General features: G+C 71.4%; 25 protein-coding genes, 1 pseudogene and 1 riboswitch. Of the genes and pseudogenes, 13 read left to right on the forward strand and 13 right to left on the reverse strand.

All coding sequences use genetic code 11. The features are described from left to right. Positions 1-195: 195 nt before the first annotated feature. A protein-coding gene (locus JXZ78_RS16955; RefSeq protein ID WP_238783189.1) for an IS5 family transposase occupies positions 196-980 on the forward strand; the annotation gives its coding sequence in 2 pieces (ribosomal slippage) (positions 196-519 and positions 522-980; 783 coding nt in all). Between the two features lie 72 nt (positions 981-1,052). Next, complete coding sequence (locus JXZ78_RS16960) at positions 1,053-1,469, forward strand: nuclear transport factor 2 family protein (RefSeq protein WP_030020056.1); 417 nt, start codon at positions 1,053-1,055, stop codon at positions 1,467-1,469. A 97-nt stretch (positions 1,470-1,566) separates the two neighbouring features. On the opposite strand, the pseudogene JXZ78_RS16965 reads toward JXZ78_RS16960, so the two are convergent. From JXZ78_RS16965 to JXZ78_RS16990, 6 genes and pseudogenes are all read right to left on the reverse strand, one after another. Further along, positions 1,567-1,769: pseudogene (locus JXZ78_RS16965) on the reverse strand (IS5/IS1182 family transposase); the annotation flags it as partial. A gap of 99 nt (positions 1,770-1,868) precedes the next feature. Next, a complete protein-coding gene (locus JXZ78_RS16970; RefSeq protein ID WP_030020057.1) occupies positions 1,869-2,639 on the reverse strand; it encodes an IS5/IS1182 family transposase in 771 nt (256 codons plus the stop codon). Positions 2,640-2,915: 276 nt separating this feature from the next. After that, positions 2,916-3,674 carry a class I SAM-dependent methyltransferase gene (locus JXZ78_RS16975; RefSeq protein WP_030020058.1) on the reverse strand — a complete coding sequence of 253 codons (759 nt, stop codon included), beginning with the start codon at positions 3,672-3,674 and terminating at the stop codon, positions 2,916-2,918. 923 nt (positions 3,675-4,597) lie between these two features. Next, complete coding sequence (locus JXZ78_RS16980; protein ID WP_238783180.1) at positions 4,598-5,131, reverse strand: GNAT family N-acetyltransferase; 534 nt, start codon at positions 5,129-5,131, stop codon at positions 4,598-4,600. 144 nt (positions 5,132-5,275) lie between these two features. Next, entirely contained in the window at positions 5,276-6,025 is a 750-nt protein-coding gene (locus JXZ78_RS16985; RefSeq protein ID WP_030020060.1) for an SDR family oxidoreductase, read from the reverse strand. A gap of 46 nt (positions 6,026-6,071) precedes the next feature. Beyond that, complete coding sequence (locus JXZ78_RS16990; RefSeq protein ID WP_030020061.1) at positions 6,072-6,494, reverse strand: cupin domain-containing protein; 423 nt, start codon at positions 6,492-6,494, stop codon at positions 6,072-6,074. A gap of 389 nt (positions 6,495-6,883) precedes the next feature. Continuing rightward, positions 6,884-7,112, forward strand: a riboswitch (cobalamin riboswitch). Between the two features lie 163 nt (positions 7,113-7,275). On the opposite strand from JXZ78_RS16990, the gene metE reads away from it, so the two are divergent. From metE to JXZ78_RS41065, 4 genes are all read left to right on the forward strand, one after another. After that, on the forward strand, positions 7,276-9,594 hold the full coding sequence (gene metE / locus JXZ78_RS16995; protein WP_030020062.1) for a 5-methyltetrahydropteroyltriglutamate--homocysteine S-methyltransferase: 2,319 nt from the start codon (positions 7,276-7,278) through the stop codon (positions 9,592-9,594). Between the two features lie 191 nt (positions 9,595-9,785). Beyond that, the gene (locus JXZ78_RS41060) at positions 9,786-10,103 is read left to right on the forward strand and encodes a class Ib ribonucleoside-diphosphate reductase assembly flavoprotein NrdI (RefSeq protein ID WP_078624248.1); all 318 of its coding nucleotides are present in this window, start codon (positions 9,786-9,788) and stop codon (positions 10,101-10,103) included. Positions 10,104-10,137: 34 nt separating this feature from the next. Continuing rightward, a complete protein-coding gene (locus JXZ78_RS17005; protein ID WP_030020064.1) occupies positions 10,138-10,692 on the forward strand; it encodes a hypothetical protein in 555 nt (184 codons plus the stop codon). A gap of 227 nt (positions 10,693-10,919) precedes the next feature. Next, positions 10,920-11,276, forward strand: coding sequence for a hypothetical protein (locus JXZ78_RS41065; RefSeq protein WP_030020065.1), 357 nt, complete (start codon positions 10,920-10,922; stop codon positions 11,274-11,276). A 143-nt stretch (positions 11,277-11,419) separates the two neighbouring features. Here the strand turns inward: JXZ78_RS41065 and JXZ78_RS17015 are convergent, their stop codons facing one another. The 4 genes from JXZ78_RS17015 to fdh are packed head-to-tail and all read right to left on the reverse strand — an operon-like array spanning position 11,420 to position 17,134. Beyond that, on the reverse strand, positions 11,420-11,806 hold the full coding sequence (locus JXZ78_RS17015; RefSeq protein WP_030020066.1) for a hypothetical protein: 387 nt from the start codon (positions 11,804-11,806) through the stop codon (positions 11,420-11,422). Then, a complete protein-coding gene (gene nrfD, locus JXZ78_RS17020; protein WP_106968783.1) occupies positions 11,803-12,882 on the reverse strand; it encodes an NrfD/PsrC family molybdoenzyme membrane anchor subunit in 1,080 nt (359 codons plus the stop codon). Before nrfD ends, JXZ78_RS17015 begins: the two co-directional genes overlap by 4 nt. Further along, positions 12,879-13,889 carry a 4Fe-4S dicluster domain-containing protein gene (locus JXZ78_RS17025; RefSeq protein WP_030020068.1) on the reverse strand — a complete coding sequence of 337 codons (1,011 nt, stop codon included), beginning with the start codon at positions 13,887-13,889 and terminating at the stop codon, positions 12,879-12,881. The genes nrfD and JXZ78_RS17025 overlap by 4 nt, the downstream gene beginning before the upstream one ends. Next, entirely contained in the window at positions 13,886-17,134 is a 3,249-nt protein-coding gene (gene fdh / locus JXZ78_RS17030; protein ID WP_030020069.1) for a formate dehydrogenase, read from the reverse strand. The genes JXZ78_RS17025 and fdh overlap by 4 nt, the downstream gene beginning before the upstream one ends. Positions 17,135-17,621: 487 nt before the next feature. Between fdh and JXZ78_RS17035 the strand changes: the two genes are divergently transcribed. Together JXZ78_RS17035 and JXZ78_RS17040 are read left to right on the forward strand one after the other, a co-directional pair. Then, the gene (locus JXZ78_RS17035; RefSeq protein ID WP_030020070.1) at positions 17,622-19,100 is read left to right on the forward strand and encodes an aminotransferase class I/II-fold pyridoxal phosphate-dependent enzyme; all 1,479 of its coding nucleotides are present in this window, start codon (positions 17,622-17,624) and stop codon (positions 19,098-19,100) included. A 1-nt stretch (position 19,101) separates the two neighbouring features. Next, the gene (locus tag JXZ78_RS17040; protein WP_030020071.1) at positions 19,102-19,647 is read left to right on the forward strand and encodes a cysteine hydrolase family protein; all 546 of its coding nucleotides are present in this window, start codon (positions 19,102-19,104) and stop codon (positions 19,645-19,647) included. Between the two features lie 46 nt (positions 19,648-19,693). Here JXZ78_RS17040 and JXZ78_RS17045 read toward each other — a convergent pair whose 3' ends face one another. Beyond that, positions 19,694-21,130 carry an APC family permease gene (locus JXZ78_RS17045; RefSeq protein WP_050502457.1) on the reverse strand — a complete coding sequence of 479 codons (1,437 nt, stop codon included), beginning with the start codon at positions 21,128-21,130 and terminating at the stop codon, positions 19,694-19,696. 240 nt (positions 21,131-21,370) lie between these two features. On the opposite strand from JXZ78_RS17045, the gene JXZ78_RS17050 reads away from it, so the two are divergent. Genes JXZ78_RS17050 through JXZ78_RS17065 form a run of 4 tightly spaced genes read left to right on the forward strand, consistent with a single transcriptional unit; the run spans position 21,371 to position 24,450 of the window. Next, positions 21,371-21,562: a hypothetical protein gene (locus tag JXZ78_RS17050; RefSeq protein ID WP_032926801.1), complete on the forward strand. Its 192-nt coding sequence runs from the start codon at positions 21,371-21,373 to the stop codon at positions 21,560-21,562. Continuing rightward, positions 21,559-22,386: a hypothetical protein gene (locus JXZ78_RS17055; RefSeq protein ID WP_030020073.1), complete on the forward strand. Its 828-nt coding sequence runs from the start codon at positions 21,559-21,561 to the stop codon at positions 22,384-22,386. Before JXZ78_RS17050 ends, JXZ78_RS17055 begins: the two co-directional genes overlap by 4 nt. Before the next feature lie 28 nt (positions 22,387-22,414). Further along, positions 22,415-23,350, forward strand: coding sequence for a DUF6895 family protein (locus JXZ78_RS17060; RefSeq protein ID WP_030020074.1), 936 nt, complete (start codon positions 22,415-22,417; stop codon positions 23,348-23,350). After that, positions 23,347-24,450, forward strand: coding sequence for a serine hydrolase domain-containing protein (locus tag JXZ78_RS17065; RefSeq protein ID WP_030020075.1), 1,104 nt, complete (start codon positions 23,347-23,349; stop codon positions 24,448-24,450). Before JXZ78_RS17060 ends, JXZ78_RS17065 begins: the two co-directional genes overlap by 4 nt. A 58-nt stretch (positions 24,451-24,508) precedes the next feature. On the opposite strand, the gene JXZ78_RS17070 is transcribed toward JXZ78_RS17065, so the two are convergent. Continuing rightward, a complete protein-coding gene (locus JXZ78_RS17070; RefSeq protein ID WP_030020076.1) occupies positions 24,509-25,129 on the reverse strand; it encodes a YigZ family protein in 621 nt (206 codons plus the stop codon). Positions 25,130-25,282: 153 nt separating this feature from the next. Here JXZ78_RS17070 and JXZ78_RS17075 point away from each other — a divergent pair, with 153 nt between their 5' ends. Continuing rightward, positions 25,283-25,690 (forward strand): CoA-binding protein, encoded by a 408-nt coding sequence (locus tag JXZ78_RS17075; protein WP_030020077.1) that lies wholly within the window; start codon positions 25,283-25,285, stop codon positions 25,688-25,690. Positions 25,691-25,700: 10 nt separating this feature from the next. Here JXZ78_RS17075 and JXZ78_RS17080 read toward each other — a convergent pair whose 3' ends face one another. Continuing rightward, positions 25,701-26,075: an ArsI/CadI family heavy metal resistance metalloenzyme gene (locus tag JXZ78_RS17080; RefSeq protein WP_030020078.1), complete on the reverse strand. Its 375-nt coding sequence runs from the start codon at positions 26,073-26,075 to the stop codon at positions 25,701-25,703. Positions 26,076-26,143 lie beyond the last annotated feature (68 nt).

Raw genomic sequence — 26,143 nt, forward strand, 5'->3', positions numbered from 1 at the left:
CAGCGGCTCGATTCTGGACCACAACTCATCGTCCACCAGCCACGGTCGAGCACTTCGCTTACTCACACCCCAGCAACTGACGCAGCCATCCGAAGGACACGGCTACTTACGTTGCGTTAGGAGCTCTAAGACGCCATTTCGTTTGGTGTGATCTTGCGGCAGCCTGGAACGGTGACTGCTTCGCTTGTTGAGCGGATGGCGCCGGATGACCTGTGGGAGTTGTTCGAGCGGGTGGTTCCGCCGGCTCCGGAGCGCCCGCAGGGCGGCGGCCGGCGGCGGCACGGTGACCGGGAGGTGCTGGCCGCGATCATCTTCGTGGCGACCTCGGGGTGTACATGGAACCAGCTGCCGCCCGGCTTCGGCCCTTCGGGAGTGACCGCCTTCCGCCGGTTCACCGAGTGGTCCGAAGCCCGCGTGTGGGCCAAGCTCCACCGCCTGGTCCTCGACGAGCTCGGCGCCCGGGGCGAGCTGGACTGGTCGCGGTGTGCGATCGACTCGGTCAGCGTCCGCGCCCTCAAAGGGGGCAGCTGACGGGACCGAATCCGACCGACCGCGGCAAGAACGGATCGAAAATCCACCTGCTCGTCGACCGCAACGGCCTCCCGATGTCGCTCGGCGTCTCCGCTGCCAACCTCCACGACAGCCAGGCCCTCATCCCGCTGGTGCGCGGCACCCCACCCATCCGCTCCCGCCGCGGCCCCCGGCGCCGGCGGCCCGCGAAACTGCACGGCGACAAGGGCTACGACTACCCCCACCTGCGACGTTGGCTCTCCCTGCGCCAGATCCCCCACCGCATCGCACGCAAAGGCACCGAGTCCTCCCAACGCCTGGGCCGACACCGTTGGGTCGTGGAACGAACGGTGTCTTGGCTGTCGGGGTGCCGACGTCTCCACCGCCGCTACGAACGCAAACCTGAGCACTTCCTCGCCTTCACCGCCATCGCAGCCACCCTCATATGCCACCGCCGCATCACGAGTTGAAATAGCGTCCAGAGAGGTGCGGCGGGCCGCACCTCCTGACCCTGCTCGTGTTCGCTGACGTACGATTCCTGGATGAGTGATGCCCGTGCAGAGATCCAGGACCTCAACAGCCGCTACGCGATCGCCTTCGACTCCGGGCAGCTCGATGAGTCCGTCGGCTGCTGGGTCGAGGACGGCGTTTTGGACGAGACCGAAACCGGCTTCGGACTGTTCGAAGGCCGCGAGGCGATCCGTGCCTTCTTCCGCGACACGCTCATGGCGAACTCCACGCACGTCGTCCACATGATGTTCAACCACCTGATCACCAGCATCGAGGGCGACCACGGTGAAGGCCGGGTCAACTGCCTCGTGGAGATTGTGAAGACCGACGGCAGTCACGCCCGCGCCCACGTCACGTACAACGATCGCTACATCCGGGCCGAAGGCGAGTGGAAGTTCGCCAGTCGCGTCCTCACCTCGGCCTTCCCACACGCGGTACTCACGGGCTGACGCGCGGGCAGTCGCTGGGGACCTCCTCGGCATCCCGGGGCAGCCTGTGACGCCGGGGGCGGCGTTGATCACCACACGCTCGTACGTCCGCTCCCTCTCCCTGCCCAGGTGGTCCCGCGGGTGTCAGTTGGTTCCAGGTGTGGCCCGAGGTGGCCACGAAGATGGTCGCGGCCAGCACCTCGCGGTCCCCTGCCGCGGCTGGCCGCCGCCCTGCGGGCGTTCCAGGGCCGGTGGGGCCACCCGCTGGCGCAACTCCCACGGGCCAACCGGCGCCATCCGCTCAACAAACGAGGCAGTCACCGTGCCAGGCTGGCGCAAGATCACACCAAACGAAATGGCGTCTAAGTGCTGTCCCGTAAATCAACTATGGCATGTTGGTTGACCAGCACTATTTCCCGGTCACCCGGCCAGGGTGAGGTTGTGGAGGCGGGCGATGCCGGGCATGGCGTGGTGAACGCCGTCGCCCTTGAGGCGGCAGTCACGGAGGATCTTCCAGGCCTTCATGCGGGCGAAGGCGTGCTCGACGCGGGCGCGGACCTTACGGTGCGAGCGATTGTGGTCCTCTTTCCAGTCCGGGAGATCGGTCTGGCCGTGTGCACGGCGGTGCGGAACGACCAGGCCGGTGCCGCGATAGCCGCCGTCGGCGATGACCATAGCCCGGCCGACGGCGGCCTTGGCGCCGGACAGCTCCCAGGCCCTGCAGTCGTTACGGTTGCCGGGCAGCGGCCGGCCGACGGCGACGACCAGCCGGGTATCGGCGTCGATGACGACCTGGTGGTTGGTGGAGTACCGGTAGTTCTTCGACTGCTCGGCCACCTGGTGGTCGCGGGTGGGAACCAGGGTGCCGTCCACGATCAGGACAGTGTCCTTGCGGAATCGCTTGCGCTGCTGGAGGGCAAGCGCGGGCCCGAGGTGGTCAACCATGCGGTCGGCCGCGGACTTGGTCACCCCGAACAGCGGGGTGAGTTGGCGCAGAGTGAGGTTGGTCCGCCAGTACGCGGCCACCAGCAGGACCCGGTCCTCCAGCGGCAGGCTCCAGGGCCGGCCCTTGCGGACCGGGTCGGCGCCCTCGCGCCGCAGCGCGGTGACCAGTTTGCCGAACTGCCGCGGGCTCAGCCCAGTGAACGGGGCTATCCAGGAGGGCTCCGAGGCCGTGATCACACCAGACACGGCAAGATCATCGCACTCCTGACCAGCAGTTACGGGACAACACTCAGTAAGCGCCGATGGGGTTGTGGGCGCTGGCAGCCGGGGATACAGCGGGCCGGATCGGCTGGGACGTGTCGGTGGGGTCCACCGCGGTGCGAGCGCACCAGCAAGCTGTCCGGCCTGCGGAAGGGCCAGGCAGTTCAACCGGCGATGACAACGCCCCAGGGCTTTCCGGTAATTCGCGCATCGGCCGAGGTACACACGGACAGACCGCGTAGCCGCTGACAGCCGGTCGGCTCAAGATGACGATCGAACCCTGAGGATCTCCTGGTCACAGCTGAGGACGAAACCTCCACCCGGACGCGCGGCATGCGCATGCAAGTACGCGGCAACCTGCGCACGGGCAGACGAAGTGTCCAGCGGACCCAGCACCAACTGGCAGATGTCCAACGCGGTGGCAAGATCCGGCATGCGCAGAGATGCCGGTCGACGGACGACCTCCCCGCGGCACGGCCGGCCCGTCGCGCTCTTCACGTGAGGAAGGAGCGAGGCCAGGGTGCGGATGGGGGCTCCGAAGTGGCGGGCGATGCGCATGCAGCCGGATTCGGGGTGCTGGAGCACGATGGCGAGTTCTCCGCCCGCACGCAGCCAGGACAGCATGGCGGACAGGTGGCCGGGCCATTGGGCTTCGGGGACGTAGTAGAGGACGTGCGAGCACAGCACGAAGTCGGCGGGCTCGCGTGGTGCGGCGGACAGGATGGGTGCGGGCAGGGTTTCGGCGCCTGGGCAGGTGGTACGCAGCTCGGCGTGGAGCGCCGCGTCGGGTTCGATGGCGAGGGTGGTCGCGAACCTGTCGGCGAGGAGGGCGGTGTACTCCCCCGTTCCCGCGCCCGCGTCGATGAAGACGTCCCGCCGGGACAGGTGATCGACGATGCCGGTCAGGTAGCTCTTCAGGTGTTCTGCCTCGTCGGAGTAGGCACGGTACGCGTGCAGGATGTCCGAGTAGCGGGGGTGAGCGGGGTCGAGTTCCTGCCAGATGCAGGAGTGGCCGGTCATGTCGTCACCCGGCGCCTCGGCTCGGAGCCACTTGCGCCGGCGAACTCACGCAAGGCAAGCCGGCAGCCGAGCCGGCCATGACGTAGCACCGGATCCGGTGGACAACCGCGGCTCTTCCCGATGTCCCTGACGTCAGCTGGGGTTCTGGGCCAGTGCGGCGTGCGGCAGTGCGCCGACTTCCCACGGGCCACCGGCGATGATCACGGAACTGCCGAAAGGTTGCGCAGCCGGCTGTCGAAGTCACGGGGGCGTCCACCCAGGTCCTGGAGTTCGTACCCACACCTCAAGGACACCCTGCCCCGCCGGACACCGCCCCGTACCCGCGGGTACCACTGCTCCGAACGAGGTCCTCAACCACCTGGCCGAGGCGGCAACCCAGCAGGTCAGAGCGCGGTTGCAGCGCAGACCCAACATCACCCGAACAGCCCCGCCACGCGAGCAGCGCGGGTGACGAGCCAGGCCCCCTGGCTACCCGTGGAAGCTCATGAATATCTCCTGACGCTCCGGCCCAGCGGCGGCCACACCCCGTCAGCCACGACGGACTATCCTGCTGCTCCGCCCGCCCCTTTCTCAGCCCTCTCCCCCAAGGGGCAGCCACCAAGACAAAGCGACGAAACAACTCACCTTCGACACAGCGACTCCTGCGGACGGAGCAGCTAGATGACTAGAATCGCGACGCTTTGGCGGCATATGCCGGAACTCCCAGAAGTAAGGAAAAACCGCCACGCCAGCTAGCGAAACCGCTGGTCGAGGCCTGTGGTCCCCGCGCGTGCGGGGGTGGTCCCGAGGTCCAGACCCTGACCGTCACCGGCGGACCGTGGTCCCCGCGCGCGCGGGGGTCCCCCCGCCGCCGACCAGGCGTCACCTCGCGCCAGACGGGCACCCCATGCAGTCCGCACCCACCCACCCAACACCCCACCCCTTCACAGCACGCGTCGGAAAGTCACCCGGTCCAGCGTCGGCCCGTCGTAGTCGACGTGGACCGGGATGCCGTCCACCTCTCGGTCGCCGGGTTCCGGCTCGAAGCCCATGGCCTGGTGGAAGGCGATGGATCCGGTGTTGTGCGGCGAGGTGACGGCGCGTACCTCGGTGCGGCCGGCTGCTGCCGCGCGTGCGAAGAAGGCGGTGTAGAGGTGGCGGGCCACGCCCTGCTTGCGCAGTTCGGGGTCCACGCCGACGAAGTGGATGTATGCCTCGTTCGCGTGGTCGGCGGAGTGGAAGCCGACGAGGAACGCCCGGATGCCCTGTTCGTCCTCCAGTATCAGGCTGGTGTCCGCGAAGTGCTGGAGGAACAGCCGGGGCAGCAGCAGGGAGAGGTCCCGCGATTGTTCCGGGGTGTGCGAGTCGCCCCACCACCGCTGGACGCACTCCACGAGCGTGGTGTGGTCGGCCGTGCGGGCCCGGCGTACGTCTTGCATGTCCTGCCTATCGGCCAGGGAGTGGTGTGTGGTCGGCATGGGGTCGCTCGGCTACTCGCGCTAACTGGCGTCCATGGTGCTGCTGTTGTAGGTGGCCACGATAATCTCGGCACCGCCGCGCGCCCAGCGCCGACCTTGAACATGCGGGCGGGAGACGAGGGCCTGCCCCTCCCCCCGCCGTCTTCAGGAAGAAGTACGCAGCCAGTCCTCGAAGCGGATGGTGGCCAGCCGGGCACTGCCCTCGTCGGGGACGAGGCTGCGTTCGGTGAGTTCGGAGCCGAAGTAGCGGGCGTGCGGGTCGGGGACGACCGTGCGCGGATCGTGCCAGGCGTGCAGGGCTCGGGCGACGAGTTCGTCGAAGCGGGAGACTTCGGGGCCGGCCACTTCGGTGGTGGCTTTCTGCGGGGTTCCCACGGCGGCCTTGGTCACCGCCTCGGCGACGTCCTCGGCCGCCATGGGCTGGAAGAGCACGGGTGGTACGCGCACGGTGTCGCCGTCGGTCGCGGTGTCGGCGATGCCCTTGACGAACTCGTAGAACTGCGTCGCCCGGAGGATCGAGTAGGGGATCGGGCCCTGTTTGATCAGCCGCTCCTGGGCCGCCTTCGCCCGGAAGTAGCCGTTGTCGGGCAGGTCGTCGATGCCGACGATCGACAGCGCCAGGTGGTGCGTGACGCCCGCCGTCGCCTCGGCGGCCAGCAGGTTGCGGGTGGAGGTGGTGAAGAACTCCAGGACCGCCGACTCCTCGAAGGAGGGCGAGTTGGCCACGTCCACGGCCACCTGGGCTCCGGCCAGTACAGCGTCGAGGCCCTCGCCGGTGAGGGTGTTGACGCCCGTGCTGGGCGCGGCAGGCACTGCCTCGTGCCCGCGTTCGGTGAGTTTGCCGACCACTTTGCCGCCGATGAGGCCGGTGCCTCCGATGACCACGATCTTCACTTCGTACGCTCCTCGCGCTGGTGGCGCCCGCTGGGGCGCACAGGCGTCAGGACTGCCTGGGCGCGCGCAGGTGGGCGCGCTGCTTGAGTTCGTCGTCGTCGACCAGGACGAACATAGGCTGCCCCGGTACGCAGAGCATGGTGACGACGAAGCGCAGGCGGGTATCGGCGAGAGCGTTGCCGTCCTGGTAGTGGATGACGTCGCCGCCGGGCTCCCAGAACGCTTCCCCGGCGCGGACGATCCGCTCCGGCTCGCCTTCCAGTTCGAAGCGCATCTCGCCCTCCAGCACGTACCCGAAGGCCGGACCGGGGTGGCGGTGCGGCGGGGCGCCCTGGTCGCCGGGCGGGTACTCGATCTGGACGGTCGACACGTGCGCGCCCTCCGGGATGGCGGGCGGGGCGACCTCTTGCAGCACGGTGAGCGCGGTCTTCCATGCCTCCGAGTGGGGCTGCTCGTGGGTGCCGGGCATGGCGGGTCCTCCCTCTGGGGTGCCGGTAGCGGCACCGCTGCCGCCCCGGTGAACAGTGCCGCCCTGGAACGCGGTGCCGCCCCGGTGTACGGCGGCGGACCTCGGCGGGCGGACGGGCCGGCGGCGCGCGGTACGACCGGGGGTTTCCATTGTTCAGAGCCCCGGCGTGCCCGGTGAGCGCCGATCCGGACACATCACGAGGGCACGTCGAAAGGGCACGTCGCAGGGGCACATCACGGGAGCACGTCGCGGGGACACGTCGCGGGGACACGTCGAGGGTGCCGTACGGAGGCCGGGGCTCTCCCGCCCCCACCCCCTCTCCCCCACCCGTGTCTCATCTCACGTACCACCATGTGAACAGGGGTGTCCGTACCGGGCGTGACCGATCTACGCTGTCGCGTGCAGCTGGTTCGCCCTGCCCGCCAGGCAGACGCGTCGTAAGAGGGAACCCGGTGAAAATCCGGGACTGCCCCGCAGCGGTGAGCGGGAACGACCGCCGTCATACGCACTGGATCCGGGCCGCGGATCCGGGAAGCGACGGCCAGTAGGTGTCCGCCGGACGACGTTCCGGCAGGCGTGCCCGCGAGTCCGAAGACCTGCCCGTTGCCCGCGTGCGTCCATACGTGCGCGGCCTTCCGGTGACCTCGAGGGCGGGTCGGCGACCACAGCAGACGGGCATGGGTGCCGTTCGGCGCCGCTTGGCCCGTCGGGTGCGTCATTCCTTCGCGTTCTCGTCCCGTCACCGGGCTCGGAGAAGATCACGCTCGCGAAGGAGAGTTCCGTGACAGCGAAGCCCGCAGCCGCGGCAGCACGGGCCACCGTGTACGGCTACCCCCGCCAGGGACAGCACCGGGAACTGAAGAAGGCCGTCGAGGGGTACTGGAAGGGCCGCGTCACCGCGGACGCCCTCCAGGAGACCGCGAGGGACCTGCGCCGGTCGAACTGGCAGCAGCTGGCCGACGCCGGCCTCCACGAGGTGCCGACCGGTGACTTCTCGTACTACGACCACGTACTGGACACCAGCGTCATGGTCGGAGCTGTCCCGGAACGGCACCGCGCCGCCGTCGAGGCCGACGCGCTGGACGGCTACTTCGCGATGGCACGCGGCACGCAGGACGTGGCGCCGCTGGAGATGACCAAGTGGTTCGACACGAACTACCACTACCTCGTGCCCGAGTTGGGGCCCGACACGGTCTTCGCCACCGACTCCGCCCAGCAGGTCGGCGAGGTGCGGGAGGCGCTCGCGCTCGGCCACACGCCGCGCCCGGTCCTCGTCGGCCCGGTCACCTACCTCCTGCTGTCCAAGCCGGCCCCCGGTGTCGCCGCCGACTTCGACCCGCTGACGCTGCTCGACCGGCTTCTGCCCGTCTACGCGGAGGTGCTGGCGGACCTGCGTGCGGCCGGTGCCGAGTGGGCGCAGCTGGACGAGCCCGCCCTGGTCCAGGACCGCACCCCGGCCGACCTCAACGCCGCCGAGCGCGCCTACCGCGTCCTCGGCGCCCTCACCGACCGCCCGAAGCTGCTGGTCGCCTCGTACTTCGACCAGCTCGGTGAGGCTCTGCCGGTGCTCGCCAAGGCCCCTGTCGACGGTCTCGCGCTGGACTTCACCGAGGCCGCGGCGGGCAACCTGGACGCGCTCGCCGCCGCGGGCGGCCTGCCGGGCAAGCGGCTGGTCGCCGGTGTCGTCAACGGCCGCAACATCTGGATCAACGACTACGAGAAGTCCCTGGCCACCCTGGGTACGCTGTTGGGCCTGGCCGACCGGGTCGACGTGGCCGCCTCCTGCTCCCTGCTGCACGTCCCGCTGGACGCCACGGCCGAACGGGACATCGACCCGCAGGTCCTGCGCTGGCTCGCGTTCGCCCGGCAGAAGACCGCCGAGATCGCCACGCTCGCCCGCGGCCTCACGCAGGGCACCCACGCCATCGCCGCCGAACTGGCCGCCAACCGCGCCGACCTGGCGTCCCGCGCCGGTTCCGCGATCACCCACGACCCCGCCGTACGGGCCCGTGCCGCCGCCGTCACCGACGCCGACGGCCGCCGCTCCGCACCGTACGGGGAGCGGACCGCCGCCCAGCGGGCCCACCTCGGCCTGCCGCTGCTGCCGACGACCACCATCGGCTCCTTCCCGCAGACCGCCGAACTGCGCACCGCCCGTGCCGACCTGCGGGCGGGCCGGATCGACACGGCCGGGTACGAGGAGCGCATCGAGAGCGAGATCCGCGCGGTGCTCTCCTTCCAGGAGGAGGCGGGCATCGACGTCCTCGTGCACGGCGAGCCCGAACGCAACGACATGGTGCAGTACTTCGCCGAGCAGCTGACGGGGTATCTCGCCACGCAGCACGGCTGGGTCCAGTCGTACGGCACGCGGTACGTCCGTCCGCCGGTCCTCGCGGGTGACATCTCGCGGCCCGAGCCGATGACGGTGCGGTGGACACGGTACGCGCAGTCGCTCACCGACCGTCCGGTCAAGGGCATGCTGACCGGTCCGGTCACCATGCTCGCCTGGTCGTTCGTCCGCGACGACCAGCCGCTCGGCGACACCGCCCGGCAGGTGGCGCTGGCCCTGCGCGACGAGGTCGGCGACCTGGAGGCAGCCGGCACCTCGGTCATCCAGGTCGACGAGCCGGCGCTGCGCGAGACGCTGCCGCTGCGCGCCGCCGGCCGTCCCGCCTACCTCGCCTGGGCCACCGAGGCGTTCCGCCTCACCACCAGCGGGGTGCGGGACCGGACGCAGATCCATACGCACATGTGCTACGCCGAGTTCGGTGACATCGTGCAGGCCATCGACGATCTCGACGCCGACGTGATCAGCCTGGAGGCCGCGCGCTCGCACATGCAGGTGGCCCGTGAACTGGCCGAGCACGGCTATCCGCGGGAGGCAGGTCCGGGCGTGTACGACATCCACTCGCCCCGCGTGCCGAGCGCCGAGGAAGCGGCGAGCCTGCTGCGCAAGGGGCTCGGCGCCATCCCGGCCGAGCGGCTGTGGGTCAACCCCGACTGCGGTCTGAAGACCCGGGGCTGGCCCGAGACCCGCGCTTCGCTGGAGAACCTCGTCACGGCCGCGCGGACGGTCCGGGCGGAGCTGCCCACGGCGTGATCCGGTGATCCGGTGTGTCCGGTGACGGCCGGGAGGGTGCGTCCGCGCGCCTTCCCGGCCGTTGTTCTTGCCGTTGACGACTGCCCGCTGACCGACCGGTGACCGCTCGCCGATCGCTTCGTACGCGCCGCCGCTCCTCCTCCCCGGTCCTCGGAACGGACATGGGTACGAGCGAGAGGAGGCGGCGGAACATGAGCGGTCTTGTGTACTTCTCCAGCGTCTCGGAGAACACCAGGCGCTTCGTGGGCCGGCTCGGGCTGCCGGCACAGCGCATCCCCCTGCGTCCCCACCGGGACGGGATGCCGCGGATCACGGGCTCGTACGTACTGATCGTGCCGGCCTACGGCAGTGATCAGGGCGGCGCGGTGCCCAAGCAGGTGATCGCGGACGAGAAGATCCGCCTGATCCTGCGGGACAAAGCCGTCCACAGCTATTACTCCGGTGAGCTGTACGAGTCGGCGAGGGCGGGGCCGCCCATCGGCCGAGGGAGACCGGCGGGCGGGCCGTAAACTGCTCTTCCCGCGACTGATCAAGGAAACGCAATTGACGCCGCACTCCCTGGCGTTCTACATGGACGCCGTGACCACCGGCACCGTGCTCGGCCTTCGTCACACCGATTCTCCCGAGCGCGTCGCCGAAGTCCTGGGGCCGGACTTCGGCGAGAACAGATCCGGTCACAGCAGCCTGGGCTATTCCTACGCCCTGCCTGAGTTCTTCTGGGACCGCGATTCCGCGCAAGCCCCGTGGTCGGGGCACCACTTCACCTTGCAGGTGCACAGACTGGCCTACCGGAAGAACAAGGTCGTCGACGAGGTGCTGCGGGCCCGGTACGGGCGCTTCGCTCCCCGGCTGCGCTTCGAGAAGCTGCGGCGTCTGCTGGAGCGGCGCGGCGTTCCGCTGCTGGATATCCCGGATGCGGCGAACGCGCCGTACTACCGGACGTTCTGGCAGCCGGATTCCGAGGTCGCCGTCTCCGTCATCAACTGCCACGGTGAATACAGCACACCGAGCAACCTGCGGGTCGGCGACGTCTACAACATCCAGGCGCCGTTGCCGGCCGACGTGGTGGCGTGGCGGAGGGAGCAGGCCGCGGCGTAGGCGGCTTGGCACCCTTGGCACATCGGCGGGGGAAGATGCGCAGAAGTTGGCATCGCTCCACGCTTGATGGCACTCAGCGCCACTGCCAGAGTCTCCGTACGGCCGCCGACGGTCCCCGTACAGTCCTGGGAGGGGCGGCGGCCGCGTCCGGACGGTACGGCACCACGTGCCATGCCGTTCGCACCCTTCGCCAGTACGACGCCCCGCACGCGATCCGGGAGACCCCTATGTCCACCACCGCGCTGACCAGCCGTGTCCGGGTGCTCGGCATACCGGGCCACCGCTTCGACGAGACCCTCACGCCCGCCGCCCTGGACGTCGTCGGGCACCTCGCCACCGCGTTCACCGCCCGGCACCGCGAGATGCTGACCGAGCGGCGGCGCCTCGCCCACCTGAGACAACATCATCGGCGGGCAGCTGAACCTGCGGGACGCCATCGAAGACATGACGTTTCCGCCGGCCCCGGGGGCGGGGAACACCGGCCCGGCGGACAGCTCGCGACGATCGTCGCCCGCCCCCGTGGCCGGCACACCGTCGACGCGTATGCGCAGTACCTGGTACGGGGCACGCAGACGCCGGGGTGAGGGCCCCGGTCGACCGCCGGGGGGGGGGGGGGGGGGGCCGAGGGGGGGGGGGGCGCCCCCCCCGGCCGCCCGGGGGGGGGGCCGGCCCCATCCCTGGGGCCCCCCCCCCCCCGCCCGCGGCACACGTTGCTTCCCGGAAGGGGTCAGCTCTGCCCCGTGCTCTCCAGCACGATCTGGAGCTCGACCTCCTGGTCGCCCGACACCGTTCCCTCCGTACGGACGGAGAACGCGCGCGTCAGCACGTCCCGCAACCGGTCCACCGCCAGGTGACTGCCCTGGAGGTCGGCGGTGACGGCGGCGGACAGGTCCGCGTTCGGCCGGACGTCGCCGCGGACCTCCGAGGTCTCGAAGGTCTCGGTCCAGACGGTCGGGTGTCCGGGCTGATGCGGCTGGTCGTGTGCGGTGTCGCCGTCGGCGCGGTCGGAGGCGAAGCAGCTGCGCAGCGTGCTGAAGACGGCCTCGGCGTCGGCCGGGGACTGGGCACTGAGCACGACCTGGGCCGGCTCGTCGGTGTGGGGTGTGCGGGTCATGTGGGCTGTGTCCTCTCCGCGCTGTGCGTCGGTGTGGTGCGGCGGGCTTCCTTGGCCGCCCGTTGGGGTACGACGGTGTACTTCGGGTCCTCGGCGGAGGCGATGCCCGCCGCGAAGACCCCGAAGCGGGTGCACGCGGAACCGGCGAGCAGGGCCAGCCCGCTCGCGGCGGCCAGCGTGCGGGAACGGCCTGCGAAGACGGCGCCGACGGCGGCTCCGGCCGCGGTGAGTGTCCGCGCCGTGCGGAGCAGGGTGCCGGCCCGCCCCTGGTGCCAGGTCTCCGCGACCATGCCGAGGCGCCGTTCGACGGCCTTGGTGACCGCTTCGTCGGCGGCCGCGGCCAGTACCGCGGCGCACCGGGCGGGCGCGGTCTCCCGTACGGGAGCGACGACGAGGGCCATACCGGAGGCGGCGGCCGTTGCCGAGGCCGCGAACAGGTACGGGAGTTCGCGGTGCGCGCCGTGCCACGCGGGGACGGCGGTGTCCGCCGCGAGAACCGCGGTGTAGGTGGCGACGGCCGGTCCGAGGAGCGCCGCGGTGCCGGTCGCCACGGCGCCTGCCCTGGGCAGTCTCCCGGTGACCGCGGAGGCGGCCGCCGCGCCCGCGGCAGGCCCGTAGGCGGCCAGCAGCCAGGAGCCGACGCTCATCGGCGAGGTCGGCTTGACGACCCGGAGCATGTTCGCGAACCGGCCGGGTCTGCCGAGGTCGTTGACGAGTGCCGCGGTGGACAGGGAGACCGCCACGACGGAGGAGACCTTCATCGCGGTCGCGGTGGTGGTGCGGCCCGTCGCGTGGGCCCCGGCGGCCAGCACCGATCCGGCGCCGGCCAGGCCGCCGAGGAAGAAGTACCCGGCGATGTCCCGGGCACGCCAGGCGGGGGCTTTGACGACCGGCCGGCCGTAGTACGACTCGAACTCGGCCGGGGGCGCCATGAGCTGTTCACCGCGGCCGCGCTTGCCGCCCTTGCGCCGCCCTCGCCCGTCGGCGCCCGGTCCGCCCCGCAGCATCTCCGGTGCGGCGGCGCGGCCCGGCCGCCCGCCCTCGGAGCCCTCACGGGTGACATCGGAACCGTTCATCGCCTTCCCCTCCTTACGGTGGCAGCGCCGAGCTGCCTCAGCGCGGGCCCGGCGAACGCCAGCGCGATGCCGCCGGCCAGCGTGAGCGCCGCGGTGCCCGCGTGTTTCCACATGGCAGGCAGATCGCGGGTGGTGACGACCGGGTCCGGTGGCAGTCCGTAGACCTCGGGCTCGTCGAGGAGGAGGAAGAAGGCGCCGTCCCCGCCGACGCCGTCGTCCGGCTCGTGCCCGTACAGACGCGCGTCGGTGACGCCTGCCGCGTGCAGCTGGTCGACGCGGAGCGCCGCCCGTTCGCGGAGTTCGTCCAGGGGCCCGTACTGGATGGACTCGGTCGGGCACGCCTTGGCGCAGGCCGGTTCCTGTCCGGCGCCGAGCCGGTCGTAGCACATCGTGCACTTGAAGGCGCGCCCGTCCGACGGTCGTTGCTCGATGACGCCGTACGGGCAGGCGGGTACGCAGTAGCCGCAACCGTTGCAGATGTCCTCCTGGACGACGACCGTGCCGAACTCGGTGCGGAAGAGCGAGCCGGTGGGGCAGACGTCCAGGCACGCGGCGTGCGTGCAGTGTTTACAGACGTCGGAGGCCATCAGCCAGCGCAGGTCACCACCGGTACCGCCGCCGGTCCCCTCGTCGAGACCGCCGCCGGTGCCGTCGCTCGTCTCGGCCAACGGCAGTTGCGTACGCCCTTCAGCGGTGAGCGGCCCGCCCCGCGCCGGTGCTCCCGGTCCGCCACGCGCCGGCACCTCCTGTTCGATGAAGGCCACATGCCGCCACGTCGAGGCCCCGAGCCCCTGCGTGTTGTCGTAGCTCATCCCGGACAGGGACAGTCCGTCCTCGGGCAGGGCGTTCCACTCCTTGCAGGCCACCTCGCAGGCCTTGCAGCCGATGCACACGGAGGTGTCGGTGAAGAAGCCCGTGCGCGGTGGCGCGCCGGAGTGGCCGGCGTCCCTGGCCGGGCCCGGTTCGATGCCGCTGAGCAGGTGGTCGCCGAGCAGGTGGTCGGTCACGGGCGGGGCTCCGTTCCGGTGGTCGCGTCGATGCCGGCGCGCTCGCGGTAGGCCGCGACCAGTTCCGGCAGGGCGGGTCCGCGCGGCCGACGGCCCGGCCGGATGTCGGCGGTGAGCGCCTTGTCCTCCTGGATGTGGGCGTTGGGGTCGAGGGCGATGGCCACCAGCTCGTTGGCGGCGTCACCGGTGACCACACCGTTGGGCCCCCAGTGGAAGGGCAGCCCGATCTGGTGGACGGTACGGCCCTCGACGGTCAGGGAGGAGATTCGCCGGGTGACCATGACACGCGCCTCGATGGCGTTGCGCGCGGTGATGATGGTGGCCCAGCCCATGTGCTCCAGGCCGCGCTCGGCGGCGAGCCGCGGGGAGATCTCGCAGAAGAGTTCCGGCTGGAGTTCGGCGAGGTAGGGCGACCAGCGGCTCATACCGCCCGCGGTGAAGTGCTCGGTCAGCCGGTGGGTGGTGACGATGTACGGGTAGACGTCGGCGCCCGGCTCGTCGCCGCTGGGGTGGTAGCGGTTGCCCTCGTGGGGGTGCAGGCGGCGGACCGGTGAGCGCGGCGTGGACGGGTACAGGGCGTTGCCGAACGGGGAGTCCTGCGGCTCGTAGTGGGTGGGCAGCGGCCCGTCCACGAGGCCGGCCGGCACGTACAGCCAGCCCTTGCCGTCCGCCTGCATGATGAACGGGTCGTCGCCGCGCAGGGCGTCGGGTCCGGTCGCGCCGTCCGGCGGCTCGTAGTCAGGAGCACGGTCGGGAATGAAGTCCGGCACGTCGTGTCCGGTCCACTTCCCCTCCTCCGCGTCCCACCACACGTACGCCTTGCGCTCGCTCCAGGGGGTGCCGTCCGGGGCGGCCGAGGCGCGGTTGTAGAGGATGCGGCGGTTGGCGGGCCAGGCCCAGGCCCATTCCTCGGCCACCCAGTCCTGTTCGGTGTGCGGCTTCTTGCGGGCCGCCTGGTTGACGCCGTCCGCGTAGACGCCGCAGTAGATCCAGCAGCCGCACTTCGTCGAACCGTCGTCCTTCAGCTCCGTGTACGCGCTCAGCGGCGCGCCGTCCGGGCCCTGCCCGTTGATCTCCGCCAGGACGGCGGCGGCAACCGGCTCCTCCAACGGCCCCTGCACCGGATAGTCCCAGGTCAGATCCTGTACGGGCCGGTCCATGGGATCGGTGGAGGCGGCCAGTTTCGCCTTGATGCGCCGGCCGAGGTGGTACATGAACCACAGGTCGCTGCGGGCGTCGCCCTCGGGTTCGACGGCCGTGTGGTGCCACTGCACCCAGCGGTTGGTGTTGGTGAAGGAACCGGACTTCTCGGTGTGCGCGGCGGCCGGGAAGAAGAACACCTCGGTGCCGATGTCCTCGGTGCGCAGCTCGCCGGTCTCGGTCTCCGGGCCGTCCTGCCACCAGGTCGCCGACTCGATGAGCGAGAAGTCCCGGACGACCAGCCACTCCAGGTTGGCCATGCCCAGGCGTTGCAGCCGGGTGTTGGCGGAGCCGACGGCCGGGTTCTCCCCCATCAGGAAGTAGCCCTTGCAGGTGCCGTCGAGCTGCGCCAGGACGGTCTCGTAGGTGGCGTGCGCGCCGGTCAGGCGCGGCAGGTGGCCGAAGCAGTAGTCGTTGTCGGCGGTGGCCGCGTCGCCGTAGTAGGCCTTGAGCAGGCTGACGAAGTAGGACCGCATGTCGCCCCAGAAGCCCTTTTCGGTGCGGCTCGACCGGACGAAGGTGTCCAGGTCCTCGTGCGCGTGGGCGTGCGGCATCGGCAGGTAGCCGGGCAGCAGGTTGAAGAGGGTGGGGATGTCGCTGGAGCCCTGGATGGAGGCGTGGCCGCGCAGGGCCTGGATGCCGCCGCCGGGGCGGCCGATGTTGCCGAGGAGCAGTTGCAGGACGCTCGCGGCCCGGATGTACTGGGCGCCGACCGAGTGCTGGGTCCAGCCGACCGCGTAGCAGAAGGCGCTGGTGCGCTCGCGGCCCGAGTTGGCGGTCAGGTCCTCGCACACCCGCAGGAACGTTTCCTGCGGCACTCCGCAGATCCGCTCGACCATCTCCGGGGTGTAGCGGGCGTAGTGCCGCTTGAGGATCTGATAGACGCAGCGCGGGTGCTGGAGCGTCTCGTCGCGCGGCGGCTCCCCTCCGGTACGCGCTCCGCCCGACCCGTGGTGCTCCGGCCCGCCGGCCTCCTGCACCCGGGCCTCGTACAGCTCGTCCACCTCACCCGACGGCGCTTGGACGTCGACACCCTCGTATTGCCAGGTCAGGGTGTCGTAGTGGGTGCCGTCCTCGCCCAGGCCGGAGAAGACGCCGGCCAGGTCCTCGGTGTCCCGGAAGTCCTCGCCGACCAGGGTGGCGGCGTTGGTGTAGTTCAGGACGTACTCGCGGAAATCCTTCTCCTCCGTCAGAACGTGGTGAATGATCCCGCCCAGGAAGGCGATGTCGCTGCCCGCCCGCAGGGGTACGTGCAAGTCGGCCAGGGCGCTGGTACGCGTGTAGCGCGGGTCGACGTGGATGACGCGGGCGCCGCGGGCCTTGGCCTCCATCACCCACTGGAAGCCGACCGGGTGCGCCTCGGCGAAGTTGGAACCCTGGATGACGATGCAGTCGGCGTGCTGGAGGTCCTGCATGAAGGTGGTCGCGCCGCCGCGCCCGAAGGAGGTGCCGAGGCCGGCGACGGTGGAGCTGTGGCAGACCCGGGCCTGGTTCTCCACCTGGACCACGCCGAGGCCGGTCAGCAGCTTCTTGATGAGGTAGTTCTCCTCGTTGTCGAGGGTGGCGCCGCCCAGACTGGCGATCCCCAGGGTGCGAGCCGTGTAGAGCCCCTCGTCGGACTCCCACTCCCAGGTACGGCGGCGGGTCTCGACCACCCGGTCGGCGACCATGTCCATGGCCGTCTCCAGGTCCAGCGGCTCCCAGTCCGTCCCGTACGGACGCCGGTAGAGCACCTGATGGCGACGGGACGACCCGGTGGTGAGCTGGAGCGTCGCCGAGCCCTTGGGACAGAGCCGGCCACGACTGACCGGCGAGTCCGGGTCCCCCTCGATCTGGACGACCTTCTCGTCCTTGACGTACACCTGCTGACCGCAGCCGACCGCGCAGTACGGGCAGACCGAGCGCACCATCCGGTCGGCGGAGTCCGTACGCGGACGCAGCCGCTCCGTGTACGGCGACATGGCGGCGCGCCCCCGGCCCAGCGGGTCGCCTCCGGTCAGCTGCCGGTACACGGGCCAGTCGCGAACCCGTTTGCGCACGCCCATCGCTTCTCCTCCAGCGGGTCTGCGGTCTGCCACGGCGGCCGCCTGCTCAAAGGCTCACCCGCCGGGACCCCAGCGGCGAGCCGGGACGGCAAGCGGCCCCCAACAGCGGCAGGCAGACGCCACCAGCGCCCGACCACCGGCGCGAGGGCGGGTTCCCCACTCTGGCCAGGGAAAACCCGTACGGGGCAAAGATCCGCGCGACCCAGGAGAGGCCGAGCCGAACCCGTCGCGGCCCCTCCAGGGACCTCGTTCTGTCCTCGTACGGGTGAGAACGGCCCACCTCTCCACCAGGGGGACGGTCACCAGGTGGGGAGAGTTGGCCCCCTGCGCGCCCCCTCCCCCACAACGAACACAATGCGAGCCGCGCGCCAGCGCAAACCCCCGCGCGCAAAGCGCGCCCCGACAACCACGCACCCCATGCGAGCCGCGCGCCAGCGCAAAGCGCGCCCCGTGATTGACCCACCCACCCCCGGGGAACCCCTGCCGCATGGCTGTCGATCACACACAGGCACCGGTTCTGGACGCGCTGGCCCGCTACCGACAGGCCGGCGAGCTCTCCTTCACCCCACCGGGCCACAAACAGGCCCGCGGCGCCGACCCCCTGGTGAGGGAGGTCCTGGGCGACGCCGTCTTCCACGGCGACCTCCTGGCCTCCGGCGGTCTGGACGACCGCCTCGGCACCGCCCAAGTGCTGGACCGGGCCGAAGCGCTCATGGCGGACGCGGTGCACGCCTCGCACACGTTCTTCTCCACCTGCGGCAGCTCCCTGTCCGTCAAGGCGGCGATGCTGTCCGTCGCCGGCCCGCACGAGAAGCTGATCGTCGGGCGGGACGCGCACAAGTCGGTGGTGTCGGGCCTGATCCTGTCCGGCGTGCGGCCGATCTGGGTGGACCCGCAGTGGGACGAGGAGCGCCGGATCGCCCACCCGCCGTCGGTCGAAGCGTTCGAGCAGGCATTCGACGAGCACCCCGACGCCCGCGGCGCACTGGTGACCAGCCCGACACCGTACGGCGCCTGCGCGAACCTCGACGCGCTGGCGCGCGTGTGCCACCGGCGCGGCCGCCCGCTGGTCGTGGACGAGGCGTGGGGCGCGCATCTGCCCTTCCATCCGGACCTGCCGTCCTGGGCGATGGACGCCGGCGCCGACGTCTGTGTGACGAGCATCCACAAGATGGGCAGCGGCCTGGAACAGGGCTCGGTGTTCCACCTGCGGGGCGACCTGGTAGAGCCGACCGTACTGAAGTCACGGGCGGACCTCTTCGGCACGACCAGCCCTTCGGTGCTGCTGTACGCGGGCCTGGACGGCTGGCGGCGGCAGATGGCCCTGCGGGGCCGGGACCTCCTCGGCCGGGCCCTGGACCTGGCCGCGCGGGTCCGGGGCGCCATCGAGGAGATCGACGGGCTGCACGTCAACGACCGGGCCGACTTCTGCGGTCCGGGGCTGGCCGACGACTTCGACCCGCTGCCCGTGGTGATCGACGTGAGCGGGCTCGGCACGTCCGGCTACCGCGCGGCCGACTGGCTGCGCGAACACCGCTCCGTCGACGCCCACCTCGCCGACCACCGGCGGATCAGCGCCCAGCTCACCCACGCCGACGACGAGGCGACCACCGGGATACTGCTCGACGCCCTGCGCGACCTGTCGCGGCACGCCGCGGACCTGCGCCCAGCCCCGGAGGTCGAGGTGCCGACGCCGGGCGAGCTGCGCCTGGAGCAGGTGTGCCTGCCGCGCGACGCCTACTTCGGCGAGGTCGAGGACGTACCGGTGCACGCGGCCGCAGGCCGCGTCGTGGCCGAGATGCTGACGCCCTACCCGCCGGGCATCCCGGCCGCCCTCCCCGGGGAACGCCTCGACGGCCCGGTGGTCCGCTATCTGACGAGCGGGGTACGGGCCGGGATGAACGTACCCGACGCGGCCGATCCCGAGCTGAAGACGGTCCGGGTGCTCGTCGAAGGGACTGACTGACATGCGGACGGCGCTCATCGTCATCGACATGATCAACACGTACGAGCACGCGGACGCCGAGCAGCTGCTGCCGTCGGTGCGCGACGCCCTGCCCGGCATGCTGCGCGTCCTGGAGCGGGCCCGGGCGAAGGAGTCGGACGTCGAAGTCATCTACGTCAACGACAACTTCGGCCGGTGGCGCTCGCACCACGACGAGATCCTCCGTACGGCGCTGGACGGACCCCACTCCGACCTGGTGGAGCCCCTGCGCCCCGACGACTCCTCGCTGTTCGTGGTCAAGGCCCGGCACTCGATCTTCTACGAGACGCCGCTGGAGTACCTCCTCAGCCAGCACGGCATCGGCCGCATAGTGCTGTGCGGCCAGGTCACCGAACAGTGCGTGCTGTACTCGGCCCTCGACGCGCACATCCGCCACCTGGAGGTCACGGTCCCGCGTGACGCGGTGGCCCACATCCACGCCGACCTCGCCGACGCCGCCCTGCGCATGATGGAACGGAACATGAACGCGAACGTGACCGACTCGACGGCGGAAGAACTGTTCGGGTGATCACGGCGGATGATCCCGGGTACCCGGAAGCTCCGTACAGCGGCTGTCAGCCCCCGCCGGCGGACCGCTTCGGCCCCGGCCGTCCCCCCTTCGGCCCGAACGGCCACTCCCTCTCCGCCCGCGCCCACAGCAGATACGCCACCACGCCCGACGCGACCCAGGCCGACGACCACGCGACAGGGTGCCGTCCGGGCGCGTTGCGGTCCGCGCTGCCGTAGACCACCAGCCAGCCGGCGAACGCGACGACGCTGGGCAGCGGGTAGCACCACATCCGGTACGGGCGCCGCAGCTCCGGTTCCCGGCGGCGCAGCACCGTCAAGGCCACGATCTGCGCCAGCGCCTGCACGAGCACCATCACGGAGGTCAGCAGCTGGATCAGGGTGGCCAGGTCCGTGTGCCGCCCGACGAGGAACCCGGCCGCCGTGATGCCGCCCAGGGTGAGCAGGCTCAGCGCGGGAAAGCGGTGGCGCGGGTGCAGCCTGCCGTACGGGCGGAAGAAGACCCGGTCCCGGGCGGCGTCGTACGGTATGCGGGAGCCCCCGAGCAACCCGACCAGGACCGAGGCGACGGCGGTGACCAGGATGAGCACCGTGACGGCGACGGCGGGGCCACGCCCCCACGCCGTCTCCAGGACGGCGGAGGCGACGGAAGTGGCGGCGGGGTTCCGCGGATCGAGCATGTCGCGCCAGTCGATGACGCCGAGGGTGCCTATCTGGAGCAGCAGGTAGACCGCCATGATGCCGAGGACGGAGCGGATGACGGACCGCGGGAGGGTGCGGCCGGGGTCCTTGAGTTCGGCACCGAGGTAGGCGGCGGTGTTGTAGCCGAGGTAGTCGTAGATGCCGATGGTCAGGCCCGCGCCGAAGCCCGCCCAGAAGTGACCCGCCGTCAGGTCGAACGCGTGCGCCGGGTAGGAGAAGGCCTGCTCCGCGTCGAAGTGGGTGAACGCGGCCACGAGCACGAGCAGCACGGCCGTGACCATCACCGCCCACAGCACGACGGAGAGCCGGGCCACGCTCTCCACCCGCCGCCACAGCACCACGACCACGAGCCCGGTCAGGGCGAGACCGACGAAGTCGCCCTGACCGGGAGTCATGTCCGGCCACAGATAGCCGAGATACTGCACAAACCCGATGACGCCGGTCGACATGGCGAGCGGGACGAAGAGCATCGCCGTCCATACGAACAGGAAGGGCATCAGCTTGCCGGTACGGGGCCCGAACGCCCGCCGCAGATACAGGTAACTGCCGCCCGCCCCCGGCAGCGCGGCGCCCAACTCCGCCCAGACCAGCCCGTCGGCGAGGGCCAGCACCGCTCCCGCGAGAAAGCCCGTCACGGCCTGCGGTCCGCCGAACGCGGCCACCATGAGCGGGATGGTCACGAAGGGCCCGATGCCGCACATCTGGCTCATGTTGAGGGCGGTGGCCTGGAACGGGCCGATGCGGCGAGTGAATCCGGCGGTCTCGGCGGGGAGTTCGGGCATGCGGTGGGCCCCTCTCTCGGGCGGGTCGGCGTGGGTGCCACCGGGCCGGCGCGCACGGCAACGGGCGGACGCCCCACCCGCCGCCCCCGGTACGGCGTGGATTGTCCCGCACATGACCGCTCCCGCCGCCCCGTTCGCCGCTTCTCCCTCCAATGGTCGATATGTCGATTTAGGAGTACTTTGGGAGATGGCATCGGGGGCACCACCGATCTTGGTGGTGACATCTCTTCGAGGGAGCGAATGATGCTTGCCCAGACCCTCCAGCCCACTGGCCTCACACTCGACAAGGAAGCACTGGGGTGGGTGGCGACCCAGCCCGAAGCCCCGCTCAGCGACGCTCCGGTCCCCGCCCCGCACGGCGCCGCCTGGGGTGTTCTGCTCCTGGGCCTCCTGATCTCGCCCAAGGAGCCGAAGGAAACGAAGCGCCGGTGATCTCCGAGCGTGCACGGACCGCCCACAGCGAATCGGCCGACCAGTTGGCCCGTCGCGCCCTCGATGCCCTCCGGGGCACCGGGGGCGCCGCCGTGGCCGCGGTCCACGTGGAGGCCGCGGCGGCGGAGTCCGGGGGCGACCCGGGGGTGGCGCTGGGCGCCGTCCGCATCCTGGGGGCGGACGTCCTCGCACCGTACGTACTGACCGGCCAGGCCCCTCCCGCGGGGGACACGGCCGCCGTCGGCCTGGCACTCAGTGCCCTCCCACCCGACGAGACGCCGCCTCCCGCCCCGCCCGCGGGCACCGAGGAGGCGTGGACGATGGCCTGGATCGACTGGGGTCTCGCCACCGTGCTGGCGCGCCTCGACCCCGCCAACTCGCCGGTACGCGCGGCCCCCCTCCCGCAGGACCCGCCGCGGTGCGACGACGCGACGCCCCGCGATCTGCCGCCGACCACCGCCGCGCACGACGGCGACCGCTTGGACGAGCCCGGCGCCCCCGCCGAGGAGGGCTGGGTCTCCTGGTCCGTACGCATGGGAAAGCTGGCCTCCCTCGCCCTGCCGGGACTGGACGGACCGGTGCACGACGCCGCCCGGGCCGGAGCCCTCGGGCTGGCCCGCGGTGCCACCCGTGCCACTCTGCGGCGGGACCACCCCACCGCCGCCCGGATCACCCGCTGGCTGGCCTGGCTCCACGCCGACGGGGTACAGCTGCCGCTGGACCCCGCCCCCCTGACCGAGAACATCGGGCTGCTCGGCGGCGGCGACCGCCCCGCGCTGGACACCGCGGTCGCCCGCCGTCTGCTCGGCTTGGAGGACGTATGAGCCGCATGAGCCGCATGAGTGAGGACGTATGAGCCCGGCCCCGGCGCAGACCGCACACGCCATCGGCTCCCGCGCCCTGGCCTGGCTGCACGCCAACCGCGAGCACGGCAAGCTCTCCGACTGCCCCCGCGCGGACCTCGTCGACGACGCCGACACCTACAAGGGCCTGGGCGAATCGGCACTCGCCGCCTCCCTGGTCCTGCGCGGCGGCGTCGCCGGAACGGCGGAACTCGCCCTGGCCCGCGAGCTGCTGGAATTCTGCTGGCAGCAGGTGGACAACGGCGCGCTGCTGTACGAACGGCTGCTGCGGCACCCGCTCAAGACCGACCCGATGGAAACCTACGCCCACTTCGTCCGGGGCGGTTACCGCCACCCACAGTTCGAGCGGCTGGCCGCCCACACGGTCACACTGCGTTCGACGCACGCCGTGGAACACGTACCGAACCGGCGGCTCGCGGTCGCCAACTCCGCCCGCGTCATCGGCTTCGACCCCGGCCCGGCCGCCTACGACTGGGCCACGCTGACCCGCGCGACCTGGCTGGGCGCCACACCGGAGCCCTGGCACATCGACTGGCTGACCGGTTACAGCGTCACCCACGTCGTCTTCCACCTCACCGACTGGGGACGGCTGCCCGACCGGCTCCCCGCCGAGCTCGCGGCGTACCTCACCCGGTGGCTCCCGGTGTGGACCGAAATCTGGGCGGAGTCCGGCCAGTGGGACCTGATGGCCGAGCTGATGATCGTCGGCGCCTGTCTGCCGGAGCCCTGGGCGGAGACCGGCGACTGGCAGCGGCTGGCCGGCCTCCAGCGCGAGGACGGGCTCGTCCCCCGCGACGACCAGCCCGTCGAAGGCGATCCGGCCGAACTCTTCGACGCCCACCAGCACCCCACCGTCGTGGCCGTCGTCGCGGGCACCGTCGCCCTCACCCGGGCGCTGGGCGGCGCGGGGCAGCCCGGCCCATGACCCCGCCGGGGGCGCCGTACGCGGCGGCATCCGGCCTCCCCGAGGCGCTGCCGCGGGAGCTGCCGGATGCGCTGCTGTCGGCCGCCCCGGGCGCGAGTGCCGTCGCCGTCGGCCTGTACCGGCGCGGACGGCGGTCCTTCCTCGTCCGGGGCAGCACCACACGGGAGGGCGGGGTGCCGGTGGAGCCGGGCACCCGCTTCGAAGCCGGTTCGCTCAGCAAGACGTTCACCGCGCTGCTCTTCGCCGAGCAGGCCGCCCGGGGCGAGGTGGATCACCACGATCCGGCCGCCCGCCACCTGCCGGCGGGTACGTGCGTCCCCGTACGCGGTACGGACATCACCCTCACCCACCTGGCCACCCACACCTCGGGGCTGCCCCGCCTGCCTCCGGGGCTGCTGCGCTCCGACATACTCCGTCTACCGACCGACCCCTATGCGGCATTCACGCGCGCGGACGTGCTGCGCGCCCTGGCCCGTACCCGACTGCGCTCCCGGCCGGGCACCCGGGTGCGGTACTCCAACTTCGGTGTCGGCCTCCTGGGGCACGCCCTGTGCGGGGCGGCCGGCGGACTCCCGTACGAGGACCTGCTCGCATCCCGCGTCCTGCGGCCCCTCGGCCTGCACGACACGAGCGCCACCGCCGACCCGCCTCTCGGCGGCACCCAGGTCACCGGCTACTGGCACGGCCGCGCCCGACCGCCGTTCGGCATTCCGGGCCTGCCCGGCGCCGGAGCCGTCCGCTCCAGCGCGCGCGACCTGCTGACGCTCGCCGAGGCGCTGATCAGCCCGGGAGACGCGACCGTCACCGGCGCGCCGTCGGCGCCCTTGCGTACCGCCCTGGAGGACGTCACACGCCCGCGTCTCGTCCTGCCCCGCAGCACGTCCCAGCTCGCCCTGATCTGGAACATCCGCCCCCGGTCCGACGGCTCCGGCCTCTACCACCACTCGGGCGGCACCCGCGGCTGTACGGCCTTCGTCGCCTTCAGTCCGCGGCACGAGACCGCGCTGGTCGCCCTGGCCAACAGCGCGCCGGGGCTCCGCGCCCCGTTCGTCCAGCAGGCGTACGACACCGTGTCGGACCTGCTCCGTGCCCCGGAGTGACCCCGGCCTGATCCCGGCCTGATCCCGGTCTGGCTCCAACCCGCCCCGCCCCCGAGTTCTACCCGTACGCCTCGCCGCCCAGCTCCAGCACCGCCGTGCCCGCCGTCGCATCCGCCAGCCAGGCGCGGAAGGCGTCCAGATCCGACTCCGGCAGCCCGACCTCGATCCGTACGTCGGACCCGTAGGTCACCTCACGCACCGCCCGGCCCGTGGTCCGCAGATCGTTCTCCACCCGTCCCGCGCGCTGGTGGTCGACGGTGACCGTGACCAGACGGAAGCGCTGCCGGGTGACCGTACCGAGGGCGTCCAGGGCCTCCCCCACGACGCCCCCGTAGGCGCGGATCAGACCGCCGGCACCGAGCTTGATGCCGCCGAAGTAACGGGTGACGACGGCGACGACGTACCTGACCTCGCGGCGCACCAGCATCTGCAGCATCGGCACCCCCGCGGTCCCGCCGGGCTCGCCGTCGTCGCTGGCCTTCTGCACCCCGCCGTCGGCCCCCAGGACGTACGCGAAGCAGTTGTGCCGCGCCGTGGGGTGCTCCTTGCGGATACGCGCGATGAAGTCCTGGGCCTCGGTCTCGGTCGCGACGGGGGCGAGCGCGCAGATGAAGCGGGACTTGTTGATCTCGATCTCGTGAACACCCTCGCGCGCGAGAGTCCGGTACTGCTCCTGCATCAGGCCACCCTATGCGCCACCGGAAGCGCCCCGCGCAGCCCGCCCGAGGGCAGCGCGGGAATCTTCGCTCCCCCGCACACGTTCTTCCGACCAGACGGCCGCCGCCGCGCGGTCACATCCGACGGGCCCCGGCCCGACCCACGGGAGGCAGCTGTGTACGGCGATCCGGCGACGATCCGCAGGATCCTTCGGGACTCCGGCGACACCTGGGCCGTCGTGGGCCTGTCCACCAACCGGAACCGCGCCGCGTACGGCGTCGCCGAGGTCCTCCAGCGCTTCGGCAAGCGCGTCGTCCCGGTCCATCCGAAAGCCGAAGCGGTCCACGGCGAGCAGGGCTATCCGTCCCTGGCCGCCGTCCCGTTCCCCGTGGACGTCGTGGACGTCTTCGTCAACAGCGACGCCGCGGGCGGCATCGCCGAGGAAGCGGTCGGGATCGGAGCCAAGGCGGTCTGGTTCCAGCTCGGCGTGATCGACGAAGCGGCCTACGACAAGGTCACGTCCGCCGGCCTGGACATGGTGATGGACCGCTGCCCCGCCATCGAGATACCCAGGCTGGGCTGAGCCCGGGCGGTCACGGGCCGGCGTCCGCCTTGACCACGTAGACCTCCCAGGGCTCCTTGCCGGGGCCGGTCACCCAGACCTTGTCCTGGAGGGCGTAGCAGCAGGTGGTGTCGTTCTCCTCGAAGGTGGCCAGGCCGGCGCCCTTGAGGCGGGTGGTGGCGGCGGTGACCTGGCCGGTGCTCCCGACTTCGACGCCGAGGTGGTCGAGCCGGGTCTCGGTGACTTCCCGGCCTTCGAGGAGTACGAGCTTCAGCGGCGGCTCGGCGATGGCGAAGTTGGCGTAGCCGGGGCGGCGCTTGGCCGGTTCGGTGCCGAAGAGGTTGGTGTAGAAGGCGATGGACGCCTCCAGGTCGGGGACGCGCAGGGCGAGTTGGACACGTGACATCACGGACACTCCCAACAGGTTGGATCGATGCATGTCGATACACGGTTGCACTCCGGATCGAAGTTCGT

Origin of the sequence: Streptomyces monomycini (genome assembly GCF_022271435.1) — a bacterium.
Lineage (GTDB): Bacteria > Actinomycetota > Actinomycetes > Streptomycetales > Streptomycetaceae > Streptomyces > Streptomyces monomycini.